The 15,731-nt window shown below is 63.2% G+C and carries 13 protein-coding genes; 8 read left to right on the top strand and 5 right to left on the bottom strand.

Annotated elements, in window-relative coordinates:
- Positions 1-15 precede the first annotated feature (15 nt).
- On the bottom strand, positions 16-804 hold the full coding sequence (locus AC1D75_RS13250) for a 2-keto-4-pentenoate hydratase (protein ID WP_495515648.1): 789 nt from the start codon (positions 802-804) through the stop codon (positions 16-18).
- A 47-nt stretch (positions 805-851) separates the two neighbouring features.
- Here AC1D75_RS13250 and AC1D75_RS13245 point away from each other — a divergent pair, with 47 nt between their 5' ends.
- From AC1D75_RS13245 to AC1D75_RS13210, 8 genes are all read left to right on the top strand, one after another.
- The gene (locus AC1D75_RS13245) at positions 852-1,610 is read left to right on the top strand and encodes an IclR family transcriptional regulator (protein ID WP_495515647.1); all 759 of its coding nucleotides are present in this window, start codon (positions 852-854) and stop codon (positions 1,608-1,610) included.
- Between the two features lie 115 nt (positions 1,611-1,725).
- A complete protein-coding gene (locus AC1D75_RS13240) occupies positions 1,726-2,388 on the top strand; it encodes a hypothetical protein (RefSeq protein WP_495515646.1) in 663 nt (220 codons plus the stop codon).
- Positions 2,389-2,409: 21 nt separating this feature from the next.
- Positions 2,410-4,182 (top strand): GMC family oxidoreductase N-terminal domain-containing protein, encoded by a 1,773-nt coding sequence (locus AC1D75_RS13235; protein WP_495515645.1) that lies wholly within the window; start codon positions 2,410-2,412, stop codon positions 4,180-4,182.
- Between the two features lie 75 nt (positions 4,183-4,257).
- Positions 4,258-6,633 (top strand): FdhF/YdeP family oxidoreductase, encoded by a 2,376-nt coding sequence (locus tag AC1D75_RS13230; protein ID WP_495515644.1) that lies wholly within the window; start codon positions 4,258-4,260, stop codon positions 6,631-6,633.
- A 168-nt stretch (positions 6,634-6,801) separates the two neighbouring features.
- A complete protein-coding gene (locus tag AC1D75_RS13225; RefSeq protein ID WP_495515643.1) occupies positions 6,802-7,869 on the top strand; it encodes a glycosyltransferase family protein in 1,068 nt (355 codons plus the stop codon).
- Positions 7,866-8,975 carry a glycosyltransferase family 4 protein gene (locus AC1D75_RS13220; RefSeq protein WP_495515642.1) on the top strand — a complete coding sequence of 370 codons (1,110 nt, stop codon included), beginning with the start codon at positions 7,866-7,868 and terminating at the stop codon, positions 8,973-8,975. Before AC1D75_RS13225 ends, AC1D75_RS13220 begins: the two co-directional genes overlap by 4 nt.
- On the top strand, positions 8,972-9,985 hold the full coding sequence (locus AC1D75_RS13215; RefSeq protein ID WP_495515641.1) for a glycosyltransferase: 1,014 nt from the start codon (positions 8,972-8,974) through the stop codon (positions 9,983-9,985). The genes AC1D75_RS13220 and AC1D75_RS13215 overlap by 4 nt, the downstream gene beginning before the upstream one ends.
- Entirely contained in the window at positions 9,982-10,806 is an 825-nt protein-coding gene (locus AC1D75_RS13210; RefSeq protein ID WP_495515640.1) for a glycosyltransferase family 2 protein, read from the top strand. The genes AC1D75_RS13215 and AC1D75_RS13210 overlap by 4 nt, the downstream gene beginning before the upstream one ends.
- A gap of 4 nt (positions 10,807-10,810) precedes the next feature.
- Here the strand turns inward: AC1D75_RS13210 and AC1D75_RS13205 are convergent, their stop codons facing one another.
- From AC1D75_RS13205 to AC1D75_RS13190, 4 genes are all read right to left on the bottom strand, one after another.
- Positions 10,811-11,491, bottom strand: a complete 681-nt coding sequence (locus AC1D75_RS13205; protein WP_495515639.1) for a phosphodiesterase — start codon at positions 11,489-11,491, stop codon at positions 10,811-10,813.
- Between the two features lie 50 nt (positions 11,492-11,541).
- Entirely contained in the window at positions 11,542-12,042 is a 501-nt protein-coding gene (locus tag AC1D75_RS13200; protein ID WP_495515638.1) for a hemerythrin domain-containing protein, read from the bottom strand.
- Between the two features lie 146 nt (positions 12,043-12,188).
- Positions 12,189-12,917, bottom strand: a complete 729-nt coding sequence (locus tag AC1D75_RS13195) for an ABC transporter ATP-binding protein (protein ID WP_495515637.1) — start codon at positions 12,915-12,917, stop codon at positions 12,189-12,191.
- The gene (locus AC1D75_RS13190) at positions 12,914-15,688 is read right to left on the bottom strand and encodes an ABC transporter permease subunit (RefSeq protein WP_495515636.1); all 2,775 of its coding nucleotides are present in this window, start codon (positions 15,686-15,688) and stop codon (positions 12,914-12,916) included. The genes AC1D75_RS13195 and AC1D75_RS13190 overlap by 4 nt, the downstream gene beginning before the upstream one ends.
- Between the last annotated feature and the right edge of the window lie 43 nt (positions 15,689-15,731).

Here is a 15,731-nt window from a genome sequence, read left to right as displayed (position 1 = left end):
TTTCGGAGGGGTTGGTCAGGCACTGAAAACTGCGGTCGCGCTGCCGATGCCGGAAATGGTGGTGACGTAGGTGGAACCGGGCTTCGCAGGCACCATCGGCCCCAGCGCGCCGGAGAGGACAACGTCTCCCGCATAAAGGACGGTTCCGTATTCGATCGCGGTGTTGGCCAGCCACGCGAGTGCATTCCACGGACTTCCCAGGCAATCCGAGCCCTTGCCCTGCGACACCTGCACGCCGTCTTCGGTCATGGTCATCTGGACGCCGGCCAGGTCAGGAGCACTCTCGCGGTCGCATCGGTCGCCGAGAACGTACAGTCCCGATGATGCATTGTCGGCAACCGTGTCGGCCAACCTGATGTCCCAGTTGGCAATTCGACTGTCGACGATTTCAAATGAAGCGTAGACATCGGAAACATATTGCGGTGCTTCAGCTTCGGTGATCGGGGCCGTGATATCCCGGGACAGCACGAAGGCGATCTCCGCTTCGACCTTCGGCTGGAGCAGCCGCGTGGAGTCCACCTCGGCATCACCGGTGCAGTCCATGTCGTCGAGCAACACCCCGAAGTCGGGCTGGTCGACACCGAGCTGCTTCTGCACCGCAGGCGAGGTCAGACCCGTCTTGCGGCCGACGATACGGCGACCCGATGCCACCAGCGCCTCGATGTTCAGGGTCTGGACCCGATAGGCCGCTTCGATGTCGTCGCTTCCGATCAGGTCGCGCACCGGTGCACACGGTGTGCCCGCACGAGTCGCGGCAGCCAGACGCTCGGCGGCAGCCTCGATCACATTCACTTGCGTTGTCATAGGGACGAAGATATTGGTCGGCCCAACCACTGACTAGGATTCGTCCCATGCCACGGGACGGAAACATGTCGCAGCTCGAAAAGTCGGCGCTTCTGCTCGATTCTTTCCCCGGTGGTACCGCGCTCACGCTTGCCGAAGTCTGCACCCGAACCGGTATCCCCCGCTCGACCACCCACCGACTGCTGGTCGAGTTGACCGACCTCGGCTGGATCCAGCGAACCGGAAACAAGTTCGAACTCGGCATGACGCTGTTCGAGTTGGGTGAGCGGGTCTCGGTGAAACACCGCCTCCGGGTGGCCGCCATGCCCTTCATGCAGGACCTGTTCGCGGTCACCGAACAAACCGTCCACCTCGCGGTCCGCGATCAATACGACGTGGTCTACATCGAGAAACTCCACGGTCACACCGCTCCGCCTTTGCCTTCACAGGTCGGTGGCCGGCTCCCCCTCACCTGCACCGCGGTGGGCAAAGCGCTTCTCGCTTATGAATCCGCGGAGTTCCAGACGGAGGTGCTCTCACGCCCGCTGCGGCGTTACACCGCGAACTCGATCACCGATCCGAGGACTCTCGAGCGCGAACTCGCCCACATCCGCGCCCGAGGTGTCGCGCTCGAACGGGAGGAAGCGGCCGAAGGAAGCTGCTGCGTCGCGGCCACGGTGCTGATCCGAGACGAGCCGATCGCCTCGCTGTCGGTGTCGGTGCCGAAAGACCGGTTCAAACCCGAACTCCTGGCTCCTGCCGTTCAAACCGCATCACTGGCCTTGAGCCGACTGTTGTCCCGAGCGGGGGCGAAAGGAGAAAAATAGCCAATTGATACCTGGCACGTCTATTCGCTGCCTAACGCTCGCAACCTTGCTAATGTGTGCCAACCCACAGTCCAGGCGCGGCGCTGTGTCACCCCTTCTACGGCAGGAGCGGAGCGTGCTCAGTCGTCGCGAGTTCTTCGTCAGGGCCGGCGCGGTCGGCGTGAGTCTGACCGCAGCAGTCACACTCCCGGGCGCCATGTCACGAATACGGGTTTATGCCAATTCGCTTCCGCCCGTGCGCGATACGATCAACGGGATCCTGTCGTTCATCGTTCCGGGCGATGATGAATACTCACGCGCGCAGGGTATGGCGACCGATCGGCCGGGTGGGGTGTCACCGGGAATCCCTGAGTCGCTGGAGAGAACGCTCGACCGGGCAGTCCCGATTCCGGTCCTCGGACCGGCATTCGGGATCACACTTCCGGGTGCTGCCGCAATCGCTGCGTTGATCAACATCTTCGCGGTGACGCTCAACCCGGGCTCGGTGCGTGGGCGCTTCGCCGCACCGTTCGCGAACCTCTCACACCGGGAGAAGGCCCAGGTCTTCGAGATGCTCGATACCAACCCACTGTTACCGGGATTGCCAATCAAGTTCGCGGTCAACGCCATACCCACCCTGGCCGCGTTCGCCGCCTATTCCGAGGTGTCCGCATTCGATACCGGCAGCAAGCGGTTGACCGGACGCCCGGTTGGCTGGGAGCTGAGCAAATACGAGGGTGTGAGCGACGGCTGGGACGAGTTCCGCGGCTATTACCAAGGGGTTTCAACCATCGATTGACGTTCGGCATGAGGGGGTTCGATGACAGACATCATTGTGATCGGTGCCGGTGGCGGAGGGCCTGTGGTGGCGAAGGAACTCGCCGCCCGTGGCCTGGACGTGCTCGTCCTGGAAGCGGGTCCACGGCACGGCGATCCGGAGAATGAATGGACTCATTTCGAAGACGACGCAAACAATCCGATCACCGGATTCTTACGCGAGGGTCCCGGCGATCGGTCCAAGGGTCCGTGGTTGCGGGATCTGCCGCAGAGTTCGTTCGTCTGGCAGGTCAGCGGCGCCGGCGGTACCACCTTGCACTATTTCGGCAACTGCCCCCGTGCAGCACCCGGTGTGTTCAACGACTACGCCGGGGCGGATCGGCAGATGTACGACACCGCGAATCTGTTCCCCCTCGGCTACGAAGAACTTCGGCCCTACTACGAGTGGTGCGAGGCAACGCTTCCGATCCAGACCGCTCCGATGGGCACGAAGGAGGAGATCTTCCTGCGCGGGGCCGCAGCCATGGGACTACCGCACCAGACCTCACTCGACACCACCGGACCGGCACATCGGGCACAACAGAACGCGATCTTGCAGCCGGGCGGTACGGCGGGTCGCACTCGCGACCCGAATCGGCTGCGCTATCCCGAAGCGCAGGGATGCACGATGTGCGGGCACTGCTACGAGGGCTGCTACCTCCCCAAAGGTGCGCCCCGCAACCTCAAAGCCCGTCGCTCGACCGACAATTCATACATTCCGATGATGCTCACCGCCGACGCGTGGTCTCCCGGAGGCAAGGCCGCCAGGCTCATCACCGACGCGTTCGTGACCAGGATCCTGACCCACGACGTGAACGGCGAGACCACCGCCCATGGCGTGCAGTTCCGGACCGTGGACGGGTCTATACACGAGGAGACCGCGAAGGTGGTCGTTCTGGCGGCGGGCTGTATCGAGTCTCCGCGACTGTGGCTGCAGTCCCTGCTCCCCAACCCGAACGGTTGGGTCGGCCGAGGAATCACCGACCATCACATGGACTGCGTCTTCGGGGTTTTCGACGAATACACCGGCCAGACCAAGGGCGCGGGTTCCAATGCCCGCGTCGATTTTCCGGGCTACGGCGGCATCGAGCAGGTCTGCCTGCCACCGGCGTTGCAGGCGTATGCGATGAATTTCAGTGACTCGGGCATCGAGGGCTACGGCCGCGCGGGCAGCGTCGTCGATTCGGCGGGCGCCGACACCTACGGCCGTCTTGTCGGACGTGACCTCCTCACCACGCTCGACGACGCCAACAAAACACTCGCCGCGCTGGTCATCACAGATGACGACGTCGAACCCGGCAACCTCGTCTCGGTGCCCGGCATCCTCCCCCCGGACGAGAACGGCCTGGCGCCTCGCGTCACCATGCAACATCGCAACCGGTCGGCCCGGACCAAACGGAACCGGAAGTACTGCACCGAGAGGGCCGTGGAACTCATGCGGGCCGCAGGCGCCCACACAGTCCACCGCTGCGATTGGCCCCCACTCATCCTGCATTCACAGTCGAGCATGCGCATGGGTGAGGACGCCAACACATCGGTGCTCGACTCCGACGCCCAGGCCAGATGGGTCAAACGTCTCTACATCGCCGACAACTCTGCCTTGGCCAATTCCCTCGGTGGCCCGAACCCCACGCTGACAACCCAGGCGATCGGGACGCGAACCGCGGAAAAGATCTTCCAGACCTACTTCGGCGGGGAGAATTGGGTGACGAAGGAATCCCCTGTGTCATCGATCGACGACCGCGTCACCGAGGCGGTCATCGCCCGAAACCTGTAGATGCCGCTTGAAAACGATCCCGACGGGGTAACCGAGGACTGCGGTGCGAACGACCAGTCTGCGAAGAGGGAATACATGTCTGACGAAAACACACGCGAGAACGAACGTGACCTCGCGAACCTCGACATCGAAAAGCCCAAAACCCACGCTGCGGGACCGACTGCGGTCGCGGTGTCCATGAAACGGGCACTGGGGCACATGGGGCCGGTCCGGACCGCGAAGACACTGCTGAAGCTGAATCAGGCCGAAGGTTTCGACTGCATGAGTTGCGCCTGGCCCGATCCTGAACCGGGCCACCGGCACACCGCCGAGTTCTGCGAGAACGGCGCCAAGGCTGTGGCCGAAGAAGGCACCACCACCCGCGCGACACCCGCGTTCTTTGCCGCACACAGCATTGACGACCTGAACAGTCGCACGGAACATTGGCTCGGACAACAGGGACGTATCACCCATCCGATGGTCAAACGACCCGGCGGTACCCACTACGAAGCCATCGACTGGGACGATGCGTTCGGGCTCATCGCAGCGGAACTGAACGGTCTTGCCACACCTGACGAGGCCACTTTTTACACATCGGGTCGCGCCTCGAACGAAGCGGCTTTCGTCTATCAACTGTTCGCCCGCACGTTCGGCACCAACAACATGCCCGACTGCTCGAACATGTGTCACGAGTCCACGTCGATCGCCCTGCAGGAGTCCATCGGTATCGGTAAGGCCAGCGTCACCCTCGACGATGTGTACGAGGCCGAACTGATCGTCATCGCCGGTCAGAATCCGGGTACCAACCATCCCCGCATGCTCTCTGCCCTCGAGAAGGCCAAGCAGAACGGCGCGACGATTCTGACCATCAACCCTCTCCGTGAGGCCGGGTTGGTCAACTTCAAGAACCCCCAGACACCCCGCGGCGTGGTCGGACCCGGTACCGATCTGACGGACATGCATCTGCCCATCGCACTGAATGGCGACCTGGCCCTGTTCCAGGCCTTCGGCTCATTGCTCGTCGAATGGGATGCCCTCGACCACGAGTTCATCAACGCCCACACCGCCGGCTTCGACGCCTGGCGCGACCACGTCCGGAACGTGGACTGGGATGTGGTCACCGCAACCACCGGCCTGTCCCGGCGGCAGATCACCGACGCCGCGAAACTGCTACGCGATTCGAAGGCCACCGTCTTCTGTTGGGCGATGGGCCTGACGCAGCATCGCAATGCAGTGGCCACCATCAAGGAACTCACCAATGTTGCGTTCGCACAGGGCAACATCGGCAAACCGGGCGCTGGGCTGTTTCCGGTTCGGGGACACTCCAACGTCCAGGGCGACCGGACGATGGGAATCTGGGAACGTGTACCGGAGCATTTTCTCGACGCTCTGCAGAAAGAGTTCGGCTTCAACCCACCTCGCGAGCACGGCCTCGATACCGTCGACTCCATCCGGGCTCTGCGGGATGGCAAAGCCCACTTCTTCATGGGTCTCGGCGGGAACTTTGCTCAGGCGACCCCTGACAGTGATGTCACATTTCGGGCGTTGCGCAACGCGCGGATGACCGTGCAGGTCTCGACCAAGATCAACCGTTCCCACCTCGTCTGCGGACAGACCGCACTCATCCTCCCCACGCTGGGCCGGACCGAACAGGACGTGCAGGCCGGCGGACCCCAGTACATTTCGGTCGAGGACTCCACCTGCTCTGTACATTCCTCCCGTGGACCGCTGGCACCAGCGAGCCCACACCTCAAGTCCGAGGTCGCCATCATCACCCACATCGCCGAGGCGACCCTCGGTGACCGATACGGCATCGACTGGCGAGCGATGCGTGATGACTACCGCAACATTCGCGCTCACATCTCGCGCGTCGTGCCCGGATGCGAAGGGTACGAGGTCAACGTTCGCAAACCCGGCGGGTTCATACTCCCCCACCCACCGCGTGACTCTCGTACGTTCGAGACCGACTCGGGCCGTGGGGAGTTCGCGGTGTCACCGATCGACGTCCTTCAGGTGCCCGCCAATCACCTGATCCTGCAGACCCTGCGCAGCCACGATCAGTTCAACACCACGATCTACGGATTCAGTGATCGTTACCGCGGGATCGAGGGTGGCCGACGAGTGATCTTCATGCATCGCGAGGACATCACGGCCCTCGGCCATCGCGACGGGGACATCGTCGACATCATCACCCGCTGGGACGACGACGATCAGGTCCGGTGTGCACCGGAGTTCCGGATCGTCGAATACGGCACCCCACGTGGGTCCGCCGCCGCCTATTACCCGGAGACCAATCCTCTTGTGCCGCTGGACTCCACCGCGCTCAAGAGCAACTGTCCGACTTCGAAATCGATCATCGTATCGCTGGTACCGGCGGGCCAAGGCACCGTCGAGTCCCACACCGGCAGCCAGCAGGCGACCGGATCCGATTGGGATCACAAAACGCATCCGCAACCGCATCACCTGAGCTGATGATGCTCGGCACGCCGAAGACCTGACCACTCGGCCAGTCGTCAGTCAACGGGCGCACGCATACAAATGTGAAATCTGGGTACACGACATCTGCGGCGCGGACGCCGCACATCCGATGCTCTTGCGGGCCAACATCCCCCGGCGAGAAAACCTGACAGGAGTCTTGAGTTGTTGCGTGTCGCGTCGGTGCCGTCCTCGCATGTCTATGTCCGACATCTCTCCCACGTGGCTGCCAAAGGCGACGTCGAGCGCCTTCCTGACCCCGTTCCGACCGACGGGCGAAAGGTTCCCGGCGGCTGGTGGCCGCCACTCATGCTCGATCCGGGATGGATCACGCGCAATCACAAGGATTTTGACGTGTTCCACATCCATTTCGGTTTCGATGCCATCAACCCCGCCACCCTCGAATCAGTCATGCACGAGTTGAAGACGCATGACATCCCGCTGGTCTACACCGTTCACGACCTCCGCAACCCCCACCATCGGGAACCTGACGCGCATACTGCACAACAGGATGTCCTGGTCAACGCTGCCGACGCGTTGATCACGCTGACCCCTGGTGCAGCCGAACATATTTCAAAGCGATGGAACCGCGAAGCCACCGTTTTGCCCCACCCGCACGTGCTCGACGGTCCCCGGATCGAGGCTCCCCGACATCCGTCGGAGGAGTTCGTCGTCGGACTCCACGCAAAGAGCCTGCGCGCCAACATGGATCCGTTGCCCGTCATGGAGGTGTTGGCGGAGACCGTGCGTGACCTGCCGAACGCACGATTGCAGATCAACCTCCACGACGAGATCTTCGACCCCGACAACCATTGGTATGCGCCTGACATGGGCCACCGAATACTCGACTACCGCGATCGGACGAGCGTCGAGGTCCGTGTCCACGAATACTTCTCTGATGACGAATTGTGGGACTACCTCCAATCATTGACGGTGTCGGTGCTGCCGTACCGATTCGGTACACACTCCGGCTGGCTCGAGGCCTGTCATGATCTGGGAACCGCCGTCATCGCCCCGAGCTGCGGCTTCTACGACCAGCAGCAGCCATGCGAGGTCTTCAGGTTCGACGAGCACGGTTTCGACGGCGGGACGCTTCGCAGCGCTGTTGAGAATCTCCATGCCCGCTGGATCGGCGGGAACCCCCTGCCCCGTGCAACGTGGAGCAGGCGACAGGCGCAACGAACTGAATTGGCCGAGGCCCATCTGGCCTTGTATGAAGCAGTCCTGGCATGAATCCGTCCACGTTGCGAATCGCGCTGATCGCCTCGAACCGCTACCCGATCAGTCAGCCTTTCGCCGGCGGCCTCGAGGCCCATGTCTGGCACCTGGCCCGAGCGTTGTCGAGTCGGGGCCACGAAGTCGCACTCTTCGCCGCTCCGGGCTCCGATCGGGAGGCTCCGACCGAACAACTACGGGTCCGAGAACTGCACCTGAGTCCATCCGCACGTTCTGACCCGTCGATGCCTTCCGCCCATTTCATGGCCGACCATCACGCGTACCTGAACCTCATGATCGAACTCGCCCAGAACCGCCGATTCGACGTCATACACAATCACTGCCTGCACTATCTGCCGATCGCCATGGCGCCGACGTTGAGTACTCCGATGCTGTCCACGCTGCACACCCCGCCGACTCCCTGGTTGGAGTCGGCGATCGTCACCACCGGAGGTGACGGTGGCCAGTTCGTCGCAGTCAGCGAACACACGGCAGGCGCGTGGCGTCCGATCATCAGGGATGTCGATGTCGTCAGGAACGGTGTCGACCTCGACACCTGGCCAATGGGTCCCGGAGGTGACGAACTGATCTGGTTCGGCCGGATCACTCCCGAGAAGGGCCCGCACCTGGCCATCGAGGCCGCACGCAGAGCAGAGGTGCCGCTGGTGCTCGCCGGACCCATCTCAGATGAACGCTACTTCCGGAACCTGGTCGAGCCGCAACTCGGCGGACCGATCCGGTACGCCGGACACCTGACCCAGCCGGCACTGGCGAAGCTGATCGGTCACTGCGCCGCCGCGTTGGTGACACCGCGGTGGGACGAACCGTATGGACTCGTCGTCGCGGAGTCGTTGGCCTGTGGGACACCGGTCGTCGCATTTGCCAGGGGCGGCGTCCCCGAGATCCTGAATTCGGCGGACTGCGGCGCACTGGTTCCCACCGACGATGTCATCGCCATGGCCGAAGCCATTCCCGCGGCTACCGCGCTGTGTCGCCAACGTGTCCGGGAGCATGCCCGCCGCCACTGCTCGGCCGACGGGATGGTGACCGCGTACATCAACCGGTATCGACGCATGATCTCGGCCGACCGAGGCCTCGGAGACACCGTGAAGCAGACGGCATGATCGGTTACTACATCCATCACCACGGACGCGGCCATCTGACCCGGGCCGGTGCCATCGCCGCACACATCGGACACGATGTCACCGCGCTGACCTCGATGACCTCCCCACCGGGTCCCGTGTACACCGACGTCGTGCAACTACCCCGGGACGACAACGATCCCTCGCCGATCAGTCCGACCGCAGGGGGACGCCTGCACTGGGCACCCCTGCACGATCCGGGCCTGGCCGAGCGCATGCACACGCTCGCCGACTGGATGCTCCACCGTCGACCGGCGGCGATCGTAGTGGACGTGTCAGTGGAGGTTGCTACTCTTGCACGGCTTTTCGGCATTCCGGTCATCGTCATCGCCATGCCTGGAGAGCGAACCGATCCGCCCCATGAACTCGTGTACGGTCTTGCCGATCACATCATCGCCGCCTGGCCCGGCGATCTGTACATCCCCACGTGGCTGACGCCACATGCGCACAAGACCACCTTCGTCGGTGGCGTGAGTCGGTTCGACGGTTGCCCGGTTCTGGAAACGCGCACCGACGACAGGCCCCTGGCATTGGTGCTCAGCGGAGCCGGTGGCTCAGATCTCACGATCGACACCGTCTCGAGGTGGGAGCAGTGCAACCCCAACTACCGTTGGCAGGCGTTGGGAGTCACCGGAACGCCATGGATCGCAAACCCCTGGGCAACGCTGTCCGAGGCCGCGGTGGTGATCTCCGGCGCCGGCCAGAACACCGTCGCCGACATCGCCGCCGCGGGGCGTCCGGCCGTGATCGTTCCGCAGCCGCGTCCGTTCGACGAGCAGGACGCAACCGCCGGTGTCATCGAACGCAATGGTCTCGCCGTGGTGCGATCGTCGTGGCCAGAGGCGCATGAGTGGTCCGAAACATTGAAGGAGGCACGGCGTTTGGACTCCCGGCGATGGCAGCGTTGGCAGACCCGGGGCGCCGCGCAGCGAGCCGCTGTCGTCATCGACAGCGTCGCCGATCGGGCTGCCAGCGGGAAGAGCACCGGGTGAAGACCGCGATCATCACCCCGGTGTCAGGACGTGAACGCCATTTGCGCCGGCAGCTTGCCGCACTCGATCGCAGCGGTGTCAAACCTGACATCCATGTGGTGGTGGCGATGAACGACCCCTCGGTGACAGCCGTTGTCGCCGAACGTCGCTCGATTCACATCGAGCATGTCAGCGACCCCCGCAGTCGTCTGCCGATCGCCGCAGCGCGCAATGCCGGAGCTGCCACCGCGATGGCACTCGGCGCCGAACTCCTGATATTTCTCGACGTCGATTGCCTGCCCATCGACACCATGATCGAGCGCTACATCGCCGCGGCAATTCGACGTCCCATCGGCGCACTGTTCTGCGGGCCGGTCACATATCTGCCGCCGGCCGGACCCGAAGGCTATCGTCTCGATCGACTCGAATCGTGCATTGACCCCCACGCCGCCCGCCCTGATCCTGAGCCGGGTGCCCTGATCGAAACCGACGATCACGCCTTGTTCTGGTCGCTGTCTTTTGCCGTGACCCCCGCAACCTGGCACAGCATCGGCGGGTTCTTCACCGGCTACGTCGGGTACGGAGCAGAAGACACCGACTTCGCACAACTGGCTGCACGGCAAGGGCTTCCGCTGTGCTGGGTCGGTGGCGCGCACGCACTGCATCAACACCACCCCGTGTCCGATCCCCCCGTCGAACATCTCGACGACATACTGACCAACGGCGCTGTGTTCTATGACCGGTGGGGATGGTGGCCCATGCAGGGTTGGCTTGATGCGTTCCAAGAACTCGGACTCATCACGATGGACAACGGTGTGCCGGAACGGATCCGGGTGACGTGAGGCGTTAGCGCCGACCCGCTCGGCTCTGCCGGTAGGCAACCGTCCGGATCTTCGATAGCCAGGCCGGACCAGGACATACACCCTCGACGGTGTTGATCGTCGGGTCGAATCCGATGTCCGGGTGATCCGCTTCGTCCGAGGTGGCGGTCAGCGTCAGCTGCGCCAACGCCATGAACGGGCCTCGATGTTCTGCCTGTTCGATGTCGAAGACCATTCCGTCGCGGTCGATTCGTTCGGCCATGCGGTCCAGCGACATACCGACACCTGAGCCCAGACTCGCCGGCGCGAGTCGGGCACGCAGCCACCAATGCTTCGATTGGCAATCCAGCGGCTGAAGTGTCGTGAGGACCGCGTTGTCGATCGAACGTGCCGGAAAAGGGATCATCTTCGACCAGCCGCTGCCGCCGAGCGCACTGGCCAACAGCACGTCCCACGGCGTCGGGTCACCCTCGTGTGGATCCATGCGCATGGCCAGGCCGAGAACATCCGGCACCCCGCCCGGCGTGCCTATCCCCTTGGAAACGCGCGCAACCACATCGCCACTCTCAACGGGCAAGCCCACGCCGACCGCGGCCATCCTCACCAGCGAGCCGACGGCAAGCACACCGTTCGGATGGAAGAGGCGAGCGCCACGAACTGCGGCACCCACCTTGATCGGGTACGCAGCCAGATCAGCTGGATTCATGGCGCTCCTGGCAGTCGGCACCGGTTTCGCCGACTCAGTCGATCACACCGTCACTTGATCACGGCGTCGATGGTCTTCTTCAACGCAGACGGCTGGGCAGGTGAATGAGGTGCCTTCTTCTTCAGAGCGAGAAGTTGCTCACCGATCTCCTGCAGCTCTTTGCGTCCGAGGGCCTTTCGGACCTCCGGGAACCACTCGTCTTCCTCTTCCTCGATGTGGTGCTCCACTATTTCGATGAGGACCGTCGTCTTCGCGTCGAATCGTTCGTCCGAAGGTGTCATCCCAGCGAGTTCCATCACCAGCAAATCCGCGACGTGATGCTCCTCGTACGATTCCAGGATGTCGTCCTCGACGTCGGGGACCGCTTTGCGCACCGCCGGATACATGCCCTCGTTCTCGATATAGGTGTGAACCGTCAATACCTCGATGATCTTGGAGACAATGTCCGACTTGGTCTTTGTCGCATTCGGACCGGCATTCCGGAAGTCGTTGAACAGCTTCTTGATTACCTTGTGATCCTCTTTGAGGATGACGATTGCATCTGTGGACATCAAAATCTCCTCGGGCGGGTAAGCGGTGGCATGGAGCCGATACCCGAGAGGATGCCCCTACTCGCTGCGCCCTAAACACCGAATACTGAAGTTGTTGCACGGTTGCGCAACTCGTTGACCATTGGCGAGTGCCACGCTTGCACTCATCAACCGGCGACTCCGGACTGACCGAGGTAGGCGCGTTCAATCCTGCCCACATCCTTTGAAAGCACCGCCGCATCGTCCTCCAGGTTCACCTGACCGTGGACCAGGACAACGGCACGGTCGGCGATCCCCAGCGCAAGCCGTACATGCTGTTCCACCAGCATCACCGCGGTCCGCTGGGTGGACGCGACATCACGTAGGACGGCCAGTATCGATTCGACCACGACGGGGGCCAACCCCATACTCAGCTCATCGATGAGCAGCACCTTGGGTCGCTGTACGAGCGCCCTGCCGATCGCAAGCATCTGTTGCTCGCCGCCTGAGAGCTGACCTGCCGCGAGGTTGAGACGAGGTTCAAGCGCCGGAAAGAGCTGCAGCACTTCATCGATGGATGCGCGCGCCGTTCGTCCGCGCTCCCGAATGGCAAGACGGAGATTCTTCTCGACCGACAGCTTCTTGAACAATGCGCGATCGTCGGGCACCAGGACCATTCCCCCGCGCACCGCGGCGCGCGGATTCCCGGATCCGAGTTCGTCACCGGCCAACAGCACCGAGCCGCCGAGTCTGGGAAGCAATCCGGCCAACGTCATCAGCAGCGTCGTCTTGCCCGCACCGTTCGGCCCGAGAAGAGCAACGATCTCCCCTTCAGCGAGCACGAGATCGAGACCACGCACACACGGACTCGACCGAACGTAGCCGGCATTCAGATCGTGACAGGACAGGACGCTCATGTTGACACCTCATCCGTTGCGGCGGAGCCCACGGCCTCCGCCGAGTCATCGGGTTGCCTGGCAGGAGAACCGAGGTACGCGCGAATCACCGCGTCGTCAGACCTGATCTCGTCGGGCGTTCCAGTGGCGATCACCCCGCCGAGGTCGAGCACGATGACACGGTCGCAGATGCTGAGTACCAGTTCCATGTCGTGATCGACAAGGAGCATCGTCGAACCCATCGAGCGAGCCGCCTGCAATCGCTCGCCCAGCCACCTGCTCTCGGTGGTGTCGAGCCCCGCAGCGGGCTCGTCCAACAGGGCAACAACCGGTCTGCCTGCGAGCACTCGGGCCACCGACACCAACTGCCGCCTGCCCTGGGAAAGGTCAGCTGCCGCAACGTCCGCCAGGTGTTCGATCTGCAACAACCGCAACACCGCGCCGACGGTCTCTGACGTTTCACCGCCACTCCGGACCGCTCCGACCGTCACGTTCTCCGCGACCGAGAGTTCGTCATACAGTTCCAGGTCCTGGAAGGTGCGGCCCAATCCGAGGCGGCTACGACGGTGAGGTGCCAACCCCTCGATCTGATTGCCGTTCAATGTGACTCGACCGCGAGAATCGGCAAATCCACTGATCGCGTCGATGAGCGTGGTCTTGCCTGCACCGTTGGGCCCGATCAAGCCGACGATCTCACCGGACCGTAGATCAAAGCTGACGTCGTCGACGGCGCGCACAGGACCGTAGTGAACACTCACACCCTGGACCGTCAGGACCACGTCGTCGCCGATATGGCCTTGGGGCGCAAGGGCAATCTCCTTGTCGACCACTGACGAGTCATCCGTTTTCGGCTGCGTCGCCCGACCTGCCAATCCGGGGATCCGGATCCGGTGCAGGTAGCCGGCAAGTCCATCCGGCGTGGTCACCACGACGACCACCAGCAGGATCCCACTCGAGAGCATGTAGTAGTCACCGAAATGCAGATACCGGTCGGAGACGTAGAACATGAGACCGCCGGGCGCCAGGATTCCGGCAAGGAGACCGCCGGACACCGAGGTCACTCCAGCCACGTAGAAGACGGCAAACAGGCCGATGCCGGCGAATACACCGAAACTGCCGGCGGTGGCCAGGGTTTGCTGATAGCCCAGGAGCGCACCACCGAGACCGGCCACAAAGGATGCGATCGCGAACGCAACAAGCTTCGTCATCCCGACGTTGATTCCCGCAGCCGCCGCTGACCGTTCGTTCGCACGGACAGCGAGCATCGAAGCACCGAGACCGCTGCGCCGCAGACTCGCAACCCCAAGTGCAACCAGTGCGAGGAAGACCAGACAAACGATTCCGAATGCCAGCCTCGGATAACCTTCACCGGCCCCGATCCCGAGGTCGATGCCGAACAGAGTCGGTGGCTCGATCGCTGCGCCCTGCATACCGCCGTTGAAGGTCGGGTTACGAAACCAGAAGGCCTCCAGGAAGACCGCAAGCGCGAGGGTCGCCACCATCAAAGGCAGACCGCGGACCCGTAGCGCAGGCAGTCCGACCGCGACTCCGATACCCATAGCGACCAGCGCCGCAAGGACCGGAGCGATGGGAAAAGGGATGTCCAGATCTGTGGTGAACCGGGTCAGGCTGTAGGCACCGACACCGGCAAGGGTGAGCTGCGCCAGCGACACCTGGCCGGCATACCCGGTGATCACCACCTGAGAGAGCGCGATGACAGCGAAGATCATCGAGCAGACCACCGCCAACCGAATGCTCCCCGACGTCAGGAGCAAGGCGAGCATCCCGGCTCCCAGACCGGCTACGGTTCCCAGCAGCAGTCGGCGTGGACGGGGCGATCGTCCGAGATCCTGACGGGTCACCGCACCCCGTCCCGGAAGCGGCTGCCCACGAACGAGCAGGAAAATCATAATCAGCAGCAACGGAACGGCTTCGGCCACGCCCGCCTGAGGGAACCAGTCGATCGTCGCCTGCAGATTGGTGGCCTCGGATTGCACCATCCCGATCACCAGCCCCGCGCCAACGGTCAGTGCGACACTCGAAAAATTGCCAACCAGTGCGGCGGCGAGGGCGGGAACGATGAACATCGAATAGGCAACCGGATTGAGCGGGACTATCGGTGCGATGACCACGCCACCGACGGCAGCGACCGCTGAGGACAGGGCCCAGTTGCTCACTGCGATCCGGTCCGGAGACAGACCGGTGACCAGCGCACCCTTTTCCGACTCGGCCGCGGCCTCCGTCTCGAGCCCAAAACGGGTGTAGCGCAGGACAAGACCGGCGCACACGGCCAAGGACACAACCACAACGGCCAACCACAGCCGATCGGTCGGGACCACGGTGTCGCCGATCGAAATGGTGTCGAGTTTGAAGATGGGTCCCACGGTCGGCGTATTGGTACCCACTCGCAACGCGATCAGCGCCTGGATCACCAGCATCAGGCCGATGGACGCGACCGCTTTTGCCAGAGCCGGTGCGGCGCGCATCTGGCGAAACACGATGAGGTAGAGGATGACTCCCAAGATTGCCGCGATGACAACGGACAGCGCCATCGCGGGGATCACGCCCCACTCACCGCCGAGATCGATCCTCGCAGGCAGACCCGGAATCGGGTTGAGGAGTTCACCCTTTCGTAGGAAGGCGTAGGTGTACGCCGCGTAGAGGGCCACCGCGCCGGTGGCGAAGTTGACCACTCCGGAACTCTTGAAGGTCATCACGAGCGCGAGCCCCAGAGCGGCAAAAACGGCCCCGTTACCCAGGCCCAGAAGAAGAAACGAGAAGTGCTGTGTCATCAAGTGTCCTCGACCGGGGGCCGCAAACGAGACGCGACCCCCG

Source organism: Williamsia sp. Y712, from assembly GCF_059445525.1.
Note: the sequence above shows the minus strand (reverse complement) of the source record. Positions and strands in the feature narration are given on the sequence as shown.